Source organism: Microcoleus sp. PH2017_05_CCC_O_A (assembly GCF_020738785.1).
GTDB lineage: Bacteria > Cyanobacteriota > Cyanobacteriia > Cyanobacteriales > Microcoleaceae > Microcoleus.
In genome coordinates this window covers 1-8,865 of record NZ_JAEQCB010000269.1, presented here as the reverse complement: position 1 = coordinate 8,865, position 8,865 = coordinate 1, and the positions used below count along the sequence as shown (strand labels likewise).

The 8,865-nt window shown below is 45.0% G+C and carries 11 protein-coding genes and 1 pseudogene; 3 read left to right on the top strand and 9 right to left on the bottom strand.

Annotation, left to right across the window (positions count from 1 at the left end; all coding sequences use genetic code 11):
* Positions 1-24 precede the first annotated feature (24 nt).
* Entirely contained in the window at positions 25-942 is a 918-nt protein-coding gene (locus tag JGK20_RS33495) for a calcium-binding protein (RefSeq protein WP_293180823.1), read from the top strand.
* Positions 943-1,082: 140 nt separating this feature from the next.
* Here the strand turns inward: JGK20_RS33495 and JGK20_RS33490 are convergent, their stop codons facing one another.
* The 4 genes from JGK20_RS33490 to JGK20_RS33475 form a co-directional block, all read right to left on the bottom strand.
* Positions 1,083-1,715 (bottom strand): hypothetical protein, encoded by a 633-nt coding sequence (locus JGK20_RS33490; protein WP_293206478.1) that lies wholly within the window; start codon positions 1,713-1,715, stop codon positions 1,083-1,085.
* A gap of 343 nt (positions 1,716-2,058) precedes the next feature.
* A complete protein-coding gene (locus JGK20_RS33485; RefSeq protein WP_293233701.1) occupies positions 2,059-2,709 on the bottom strand; it encodes a nucleoside triphosphate pyrophosphatase in 651 nt (216 codons plus the stop codon).
* 123 nt (positions 2,710-2,832) lie between these two features.
* On the bottom strand, positions 2,833-3,393 hold the full coding sequence (psbP, locus tag JGK20_RS33480; protein ID WP_293180832.1) for a photosystem II reaction center PsbP: 561 nt from the start codon (positions 3,391-3,393) through the stop codon (positions 2,833-2,835).
* Positions 3,394-3,532: 139 nt separating this feature from the next.
* Entirely contained in the window at positions 3,533-3,745 is a 213-nt protein-coding gene (locus JGK20_RS33475) for a chlorophyll a/b-binding protein (protein ID WP_293154096.1), read from the bottom strand.
* Positions 3,746-4,018: 273 nt separating this feature from the next.
* On the opposite strand from JGK20_RS33475, the gene JGK20_RS33470 reads away from it, so the two are divergent.
* A complete protein-coding gene (locus JGK20_RS33470) occupies positions 4,019-4,207 on the top strand; it encodes a hypothetical protein (protein WP_293233699.1) in 189 nt (62 codons plus the stop codon).
* 120 nt (positions 4,208-4,327) lie between these two features.
* The gene (locus JGK20_RS33465) at positions 4,328-4,612 is read left to right on the top strand and encodes a hypothetical protein (protein ID WP_293233697.1); all 285 of its coding nucleotides are present in this window, start codon (positions 4,328-4,330) and stop codon (positions 4,610-4,612) included.
* Positions 4,613-4,765: 153 nt separating this feature from the next.
* Here JGK20_RS33465 and larB read toward each other — a convergent pair.
* From larB to ispF, 5 genes and pseudogenes are all read right to left on the bottom strand, one after another.
* A pseudogene (gene larB, locus JGK20_RS33460) lies at positions 4,766-5,497 on the bottom strand (nickel pincer cofactor biosynthesis protein LarB).
* Positions 5,498-5,604: 107 nt separating this feature from the next.
* Positions 5,605-7,362 (bottom strand): ABC transporter substrate-binding protein, encoded by a 1,758-nt coding sequence (locus JGK20_RS33455; protein ID WP_293233695.1) that lies wholly within the window; start codon positions 7,360-7,362, stop codon positions 5,605-5,607.
* Positions 7,363-7,405: 43 nt separating this feature from the next.
* Positions 7,406-8,011 carry a PIN domain-containing protein gene (locus JGK20_RS33450; RefSeq protein WP_293191115.1) on the bottom strand — a complete coding sequence of 202 codons (606 nt, stop codon included), beginning with the start codon at positions 8,009-8,011 and terminating at the stop codon, positions 7,406-7,408.
* Positions 7,986-8,504: a hypothetical protein gene (locus JGK20_RS33445; RefSeq protein ID WP_293180848.1), complete on the bottom strand. Its 519-nt coding sequence runs from the start codon at positions 8,502-8,504 to the stop codon at positions 7,986-7,988. The genes JGK20_RS33450 and JGK20_RS33445 overlap by 26 nt, the downstream gene beginning before the upstream one ends.
* 44 nt (positions 8,505-8,548) lie before the next feature.
* A partial coding sequence (ispF, locus tag JGK20_RS33440) for a 2-C-methyl-D-erythritol 2,4-cyclodiphosphate synthase (protein ID WP_293233693.1) occupies positions 8,549-8,865 on the bottom strand: 317 nt, incomplete at its 5' end.

Genomic DNA, 8,865 nt, shown 5'->3' with positions numbered 1-8,865 from the left:
ATCAATCAATCAGGGAAAACTTAAATGTTAGAAACAAATCTCGGAACAGTTAAAGCCTCAGCTATCGACTCCGATCGAATTATTCCCGATCCACCAAACATCAGATTACTCACAGGGCCTTTGCCAAATCCTAGCGATCCCAACTTTTTCGACCTTACTCCCAACAACGATACAGTTCAATTAGCCAACGGAATTCTCCGCAACACTCCCGGAGGTTTGCGAGCCTTAGCAGGCGACGATTTTGTCCGAGGTTCCGGTGGTGCGGAACTGATGAATGGGAATGGGGGCGCAGATACTTTAATCGGAGGTTGTGGCAATGATACTATTCGCGGCGGTCAAGATTTTGACATACTGTACGGAGAATGTGGCAACGATATTCTCAGCGGCAATCAAGGCAATGATTACGCCTATGGAGGCACGGGAAATGACTTTGTTAGAGGTGGCCAAGGCAGTGATGCTTTAGTAGGAGAAAGTGGCAACGATACTCTAATCGGTGATGCTGGAATTGACAGACTTTGGGGAGGAGAAGGCGCAGATTTGTTTGTCCTCCGGAGAGAAGCTGGAGCAACTTCGCGTGAAATTGGTTCCGATCAACCACGTCCTGCTGGGACTTTTCCTGCTAACGTAGAGCAAGTGCCTGCGGATTTTATTCTTGACTACAATCCAGCGCAAGGTGATGTAATCGGATTGGCGGGAGGACTGACGCGAAATGATATTGTTTTAACGGAAAAGTTTTTAACAATTGGTGATGCGAGAGATTACGCGAGCAGTGGCCCTGTTCCTCCGGGAACGATTCAAACTGCTGATTTTAGATTTCTGGATACTAAGGCGACGGTGATTCGGGAAGCTAGCACCGGCAATATCTTGGGCTTGGTGAAAGATGTTTCGCCGAGTCAACTTCAATTTACCTCTGTGTCTGATAGTGCGATCGCCCTTGGATAGGATTTGTGAAAAAAACCCGGTTTATTAGATGGTCGCGAGTGCCCAGAAACCGGGTTTTTACGAAAATTGTTGGTGACAGCGTAGAAACTCAAAAAAACCCGGTTTCTTAGATTATGCACGGGTGGTCAGAAACCAGGTTTTTATGGACTCGTATCGAGAGGCTTTTTAAGTTTCAGCTTAACATTGGTTCCTTTTTTAAGGACAACTTCACCACCAGGACTAGACAAGACATAAGCCGTTGCTGCTGCACCCCCAGCTAAAGTACCATGCTTGAATTTCGCTTTATCACCAACGAATTTACCGGCCACTGCTCCAGCTAAAATAATGCCAGCATTCTGAACAAACTTGCCTTTGGTTTTGGTTTCTACCTGAGTATTTACTAAGGTAACATCAAGGGGAGCGGCTGAACCATTTGCAAGTTGAATGTCATCAAAAACTAGATGCAAACTCGCTTTTTTGCCTTTAGCTGCTTTGACAACATCTTCCAGATGTCCCTGAATCACAGCATCTTTAAGAGTTTTATCGCCTCCTTTGACTCGCAGAGTAAAACGATCGTTGTTGCGGTTTTTACCCGTGGATAAATCTTGTTGGAGAATGGTATCAAAACTGGTTCCAGCAGGGATGGCCGCTGCCTGATTTTTTAGCTTACCGGAACTAGCGTTGCTTTGGTTAGCCGGAGCAGAAGTTTTGTCGATCGGCTCGTTTGACTTCTGACAAGCAACAGCGTTACTGAGTAATACGGCACTCAGTAGTAAGGGCATTAACTTTTTCATCGTTTTTTTCTTCAATTCAATAGGCTATAAGAATCAGATTATGCTAAAAATAGCCAACGCGAACATAAAAAAAGCGATATTTTACTAAATTTTTGGGCGATCGCCAAGGGAGCATCTCAGTTTTGCATTTATTATTATAGTGCGAGCACGCAAGAGCTCGCGTATTGTACAATACGCGAGCTCTTGCGTGCTCGCACTCAAAGAAAAAACGCTTTTTACAAAAATGAGATGCTCCCATCGCCAACCATACATGACTACTTATTTTTGACAAATAAATGCTTCTATCGTATATACAGCAAACGATTTAGACTGCCTAACTACCGCGACAGGGGGTAAGTTCCGTTTAAGATTGCCAAAAATCTGCCACATCATATCCCATTTCGCCGAGCATTTGCCGCAACAAAGGCAAACTCAAACCAATCACATTGGTGTGACAGCCTTCGATTTTTTCCACAAAAAAGCCGCCTTTGCCTTCGAGTGCAAAACAGCCAGCACAGGCGAGAGGTTCTCCCGTAGCGACATAAGCAGCAATTTGACGCGAGGTAACTTCCGCAAAATAAACTTTTGTAACTTGACAGCGAATGAGCGATCGATCCATTGCCACATCAAAGCTATCAAATCTCGTATCAATTAAAGCATGACCCGTATAAAGTTCGCCAACTTTACCGCGCATTTTTTGCCAGCGCGAGATTGCTTCGTCGGCATCCTTGGGTTTGCCGTGAATTTCACCATCAATGACCAAAATTGAATCGCATCCTAACACTACACACGATTTGGGATTGGGGATTTGCGGGTGAGAATTAGCCAGCAAAAAACTAGCTACAGCGTCAGCTTTTCCTTCTGCTAAAACCTGCACTAATTTAGTAGCATCCCTCATTTTTATTTGCCCTTCATCAAAGTCGCTGGGGCAAATCACAGCTTGAATGCCTGCATTGCTTAGCAGGCTGCGGCGCGCGGGAGAAGCTGAGGCTAATACAAAAGTTGGAGTTTTCATAAGTTAAGAAGTCAGTTGACAGTTGACAGTTGACAGTTGACAGTTGACAGTTGACAGTTATTATTTGTCATCCAATGCCCAATGCCCAATGCCCAATGCCCACTGTCAAATTACTTTTTAACCCTAATAAACAGAGAAAGATTTAACAACTTTCTCAAAAGCTTCTTTGACTTTCGGCCAGCGTTCTTCGGTAGTGGAAACGTTCAGGGTAAATAGTTTGCCACGGCTGACTGCTACGCTAGCTAAGTTGTGCCGTTGTTGGTTTGGGAGTTTGACGGCGTATTCTAAAATGTAATAGTTTTTCGATCGCGATTCCCGACTTTCTGCATTGACTAATTCAGCTTCGCGGCCGGAATCAGCCGGGGCGATCCTCTTCGAGGGCTTCGCTAACGCACTTTTGCTAAGCTTGTATCCCACATCCGTTGGCGTGCCCAAATCTGCGAGAGTTTTGTTCCCAGCCACTGGACTGATGACCACGCTGACATTCTCAGTTTGCTGGATCAAATCGCGGAACACCACATCGGGGCCGTTAGAAACTGCGATCGGCAACCAGCCGTTAGGATAAAGAAATTGATAGCCGTCGCCAGTATCAACGTAGCTTTTGAGTCCGGTAGCTACAGAGACACAACCGGTCAAGCTGAGAGAGAAAACCACCAGAAGTATTGCTGCAATTCGTTTGAGCATTATTTTTACAAGTACCGTAACACTAAAATATTTAATTTAAATTGTCTCATCAAACCTTGCAAAAATAGTTAAGCTATGGATCGCCAATTGTGTATTGCTGGCAAGCCATAGCCGTACAGTTTAATTTTAAACAAAGTTATTACAGGTTAGTTAGCCAGCTAATCAGTCCGTGCTTGGTAGAAACTTCTAAAGCCAAGAGAGAAACAAAACCAATCATGGCAAGTCGGCCGTTCAAGCGTTCTGCGTAGGGTGTAAAGCCTGTGCGGGCTTCATCGTCAATGTATACTTTGGGCTCGATCGCAAAATTGTTCATTTTACCGTCGTTGTCAAGTAGTAAGCCTCTGTCAGCCATGTCAGTGTCCTAAGTTGTTTTTGGTGTAATGTAAACTAATGTAACAGACTTATGAAGAGATGTAAAGGATTATGAGTTTTTTTTTCAAAGTCGCGACTCAGATACCAGTTTTCCCCAAAAATCCAACGGGCTGACAAGCTCGAAACCCCTATAGAATAAGTAATTCCCAACCTAAAATCTCAAATCTTAAATCTCCAATGGCATGACTGTAGACAGTAGACTCACGGCCCCGGAGGGGGGAGGATAGAGTTGAGAGGCGCAAAAATCGATGGTGTGGCAAATCCCAGTCTGGGTTTGACGAAAATAGTGGAAGAATGGAGGAAAAATTTATGCGGGCCAGTCTGGAAATGCGGTGGTTTTATAGCGGTGCGCTGCCAAAACCGATCGGGCAATGGTTTGGAAGCGAGAGTCTGGGCGGGTATCTATCCCCGCCTGAAGAGCGAGAAGATTTATATTTGCTGATACCTAGTTGCGACTACTTGGGAGTAAAACTGCGCGGGAAAAATTTACAAGTAAAGTGGCGGCAGGAAGAATTGGGGGTGATGCAGTTCGGCAACCGCTGGGAAGGCAAAGTCGAGAAAGGTGAAAAAAAAGCGAGCCCAGCGTCTTTACCAAGTTTCTGCCCCGGGCGTGCTGATGTCTGTGCCTGTCGAAGCCCCAATTCCCCAAGGCTGTATTGTAGAAATTACTCAGTTAAATGTTAACGGCATTGCGTCGTGGACTTTAGGATTTGAAGCGTTTGGGAGCGAAAGTTTTTTGGCCGAAAGTCTGCAAACAGTAGCTAATTGGACGAGCAAAAGTTATCAGGCGCAAAAGTTGAAAGCTGAGGATTCTTCTGGTTATCCGATTTGGCTGGCTGGTAAGTAATATCAAATCCCTTTGAATCATACCGCCTGTATTCTTTAGTTCTCATCTGTTGGGACGAAAAATAAGACGGCGGTTGAAACCGCGTCTACACAAACTAAGTCCGCCTCCGCGGACTGAAGAAAATAACGCAATTTTAACCGCCCGGTCTTTCTTCTATTCGCCTTCTCCTATTCTCCCCACTTTGGCAGAAGTTCTGAGAATTTGACAAGCCAAAATCGCCGCCCCAAACCCATTATCAATATTCACCACACCCACACCAGCCGCACAAGAATTGAGCATAGTTAAAAGAGGAGCAATCCCGCCAAAACTCGCGCCGTAACCTACACTTGTCGGCACAGCAATCACCGGACAATCCGCCAAACCTGCAACCACACTCCATACCCGCAACCGCAATCAACACATCAGCATCATCAATTACGTGGCGATTACTTAGCAAGCGGTGAATGCCGGCAACTCCCACATCCCACAAACGCCGCACCCCAAAACCGCAAAGTTCGGCAGTCACAGCCGCTTCTTCCGCCACAGGCAAATCCGCTGTTCCAGCACTGATAATAGTCACTGTACCCGGATGCTGGGGAGTGGAGGATTTATCAGAAATTGCACAAATTCGAGCTGTTTGGTAGTAGCACAAGTCGGGTATTTTTTGCTGTAATTGCTGAAAAACTTCCGCATCGCCCCGATAATCTCAACAATTTGGTCTGGCGTTTTTCCGGGGCCCCAGATGACTTCAGGAAAACCGGTTCTTAAGGTGCGGTGGTGGTCAATTTTGGCAAAATCGCCGACTTGTTCAAAGTCAAAATGCTTTAATTTGTCCAAAGCTGCGATCGGGCTAACATCGCCCGCCGCCACAGATTCGAGTAACTTCTGTAAAATTTCAGGTTCCATGAACTAATGATATCTTCTGGGCTCAAACAACACTTAAGATGGGTTCGTAGTAAGGACTTCAGTCCTTCTTTCTGAGGACTAAAGTCCTCACTACGAACCAATAATGACTATTCTGCAATTTTCAGTTCATACAAATTCCAGAAAGCACCGCCGAGAGCACTATAGCGAATTCCCGAAATGCGATCGCGCACCGCCTCAAAAGTCAGCGGATTCACCATATAAATAAAAGGCACTTGTTCCGCGATAATCCGCTGCGTCTCCCCATACAGTTCCTTGCGCTTCGCCTCGTCAAGCTCCTGAGAAGCCTTCACATACAAGTCATCAATTTTCTGCTCCCAGTCGTAAACTTCCCGACCTTTAATCGGCGGTTCTCCAGCTTGCGGGCCCTGGTTGAAACTGTGCAAAGTCCCCTTGACTGACCAAATATTGTAACCGCTGTGCGGTTCAGTACCTCCGGTAAAACCGCCGAGGTAAGTATCCCAATTTTTAGTCAGGCGCAGCTTTTCCACATAAGTGTTAAAACTCAGGAACTGCGTATCAACTTCCATCCCCAGTTTACCCAAATCTTGCTTAATTTGCGTTCCCATTTGCTCCCGCACTTTTTTGCCTGCGGCCATCAACAAAGTAAACCGCACTTTGTTGCCCTCAGCATCCAACAATTCGCCGTTACTATTATACTTGAATCCTGCACTTAACAGTAACTCTTTCGATTTTTCCAGATTGTAACTGTAAGTTTTCAATCCCTGTTCTGGAGACAAGTAGAACGGACTTTGCGCCGGAATTGGGGAATGTAGTGGTGCGCCCAGCCCGCGATAGATATTGTTAGTCATGGCGTCGCGGTTCATGCCATAGGCGATCGCCTGTCGAAACTCCTTACTCAAAAACCACTTAGACTTAATCGGGTCTACAAACGGCTGATTTTGAGCGTTACGCCCCTTATTCAGATTGAAACACATAAACACGCTGCCAGTGTCTGGGCCGCCGTTGAATATCGTATATTTGCCGCGTTTTTCCTCCCGTTTCAGCAGCGGAAACACCTCCGGCTGCACGTCCAGAGTATCCAAATCGCCCGATCGAAAATTCAGCAGTTGATTGTCAGTATTTTCGATAATTTGCCAGACAATTTGCTGGATGTAAGGTTGACTGTTATTCTCTGTATCTTTGCGCCAAAAATAGGGATTTCGTTCCAAAACAACGCGCTGGTTGGGAGTATAGCTCAGCATTCGGTATTGGCCGTTACCGACAATTTTTTTGGGGTCAGTATCCGTACCCCAAGCAGACAGGAATTTAGGCTTGCCGTCTGCCTCTGTCTGGGTGGCAGCTTCCTGCAAGATATGAGCTGGTAAAATCGGTATTCCCCCAGCAAATCTAATAAAAGGAGCAAAAGGTTCTGGCACTGAAAATTCAATGCGGCGGCTGTCAATTTTTTTGAGTTTTGGCAATTGACGGCTGATGCCAACCCTCAGAGTATCTTTCAAGCCACTAGGAATTTTTTCATTGAAATAAATCTTTTCATAGCTGAATATAATATCATCAGTTGTCATCGGTTCGCCGTCCGACCATTTCAATCCTTCTCGCAGGGCGAAGACAATCTTTTTGCCATCTTTAGAAACTTCCCAGGATTCAGCTAAACCTGGTTCTAGTTTCGATGTCACCCCGTTTTCGTTGAGCAATCCCTCGTACATATAGCCAAAGACGCTGTATGCAGACTGATTTAGCGGGTAGTTAAACGTAGCCGGGCCGCTGGGCGTGGGAACGACGAGTCTGTTTGCTAATTGCGATCGGGCTGGAGTGCACGCAGACAGAGTTATCGCGGCAATTACCGCCAGTAAAATCAAGAGCGATCGTAGTTTTGAATATAACATCGTAGAATTTTTCATAGCTTTTAAATATACCATTTCCGTCCAACTACGACTGAGATTGCAACCACCCTAGAAAGTCTTCAGTACGCGAAAAATACTTGGTTATCCCTACTTCCCGCAAAGCATCTTGAACTGATGGCAGACCAAATTCCTTTGTATTATTGCTCAAAAATACCTTAACTTGATTAGGTTGTAAGTGTGCATGGTTCAAAATGCAGTTGAGAATTAAATTGTCTGTCGGGTCTTCTTCAATAAAAATTGAATCCAAATTTTCTCGAAGTATTTGCGCTGTTAATTGGATCATTTCTACCTTGGCAACCAACAAATCAAGAGCATTAAAAAGACGTGCATTAATATCATTGAGCAGCCCCTCATTCTCGGTGAGGGCTTCCTCTAAGTGGAAGACAAGAGACTGGGCAGATGGTGAAGTTTTATCTCGCTTTAGCTGACTGATTTGTTTTTGCATTTCACCGAAAAAACGGTTGCGTCGCTTGATCTCGTCTTCTAAAGCTGATAGTGCTTCCATGCAGCAAATATCTGGTATTGCTATGTTGACTGATGTCGGTACACTTAACAACAAGTTGTTAGCATCAGGGTCGCGTCCTGTAGCAATGCTCATCAAAAAGTTAGTCTCGATATATAAAATTGCCACCAATTTCTACTCCTGATTTTGTCGTTCCACCTGCTAGCAGTGGCAGCAAACCGATTTGTTCTATCTGTTCTGACGCAGTTGGAATCTCAGACTTCCAATTATAAGCTAAGTCGCGCAGCCATGCTTCAATCAATCTTGTTAGGTATCGCTTAAATATCCGCTTGTTGTGAAATTCCGGCTCATAATTGCGAAGTATCTCACCAGTGTTTAGAGAACAAACAGGTTCAGATAAATTTACTCCGTCCCATTTGAAAATCAGAATTTGTTCGGTGTCAACAAACATGGCATAAGGAATGAGTGTGCGTTCTTCGGACATTTTTGCCAAGGCAGCTTTCATCCAAGATATCATGCGATCGGTAATCTTCTGCTTGGCTGCTGTTTCTTGAGCTTGAATAATTTTGACTTCAATCAGCACGACTACCCGATCGTCCTTATCGAGAGCGATGATGTCAACGTCGATTGGGGTTTCGATTTTCAAGTTTTCGGCAAGCATAGATTTGACTCCTAAATTAGCGGAAAATTGTCATAACCTGACAACTATTTTAGCATTAACAAAACTACAGCATAGGCTGCAATTCCTTCCTCTCTCCCCACGGGCCCTAACTTTTCGTTGGTAGTAGCTTTGATGGCAACTTGGTCTGGTTTTAATTGTAGGACAGCAGAAAGGCGATCGCACATTTGCTTAATATGCGGTTTCAGCTTCGGACGTTCGGCGACAACCACCGAGTCAATATTGCCAATTTCCCAGCCTTTATCTAATATTAACTGATTGACTTGTGCCAGCAACACGAGACTGTCTGCACCTTTCCATTTTGGGTCAGTTGGCGGGAAATACAGGCCGATATCTCCCAAAC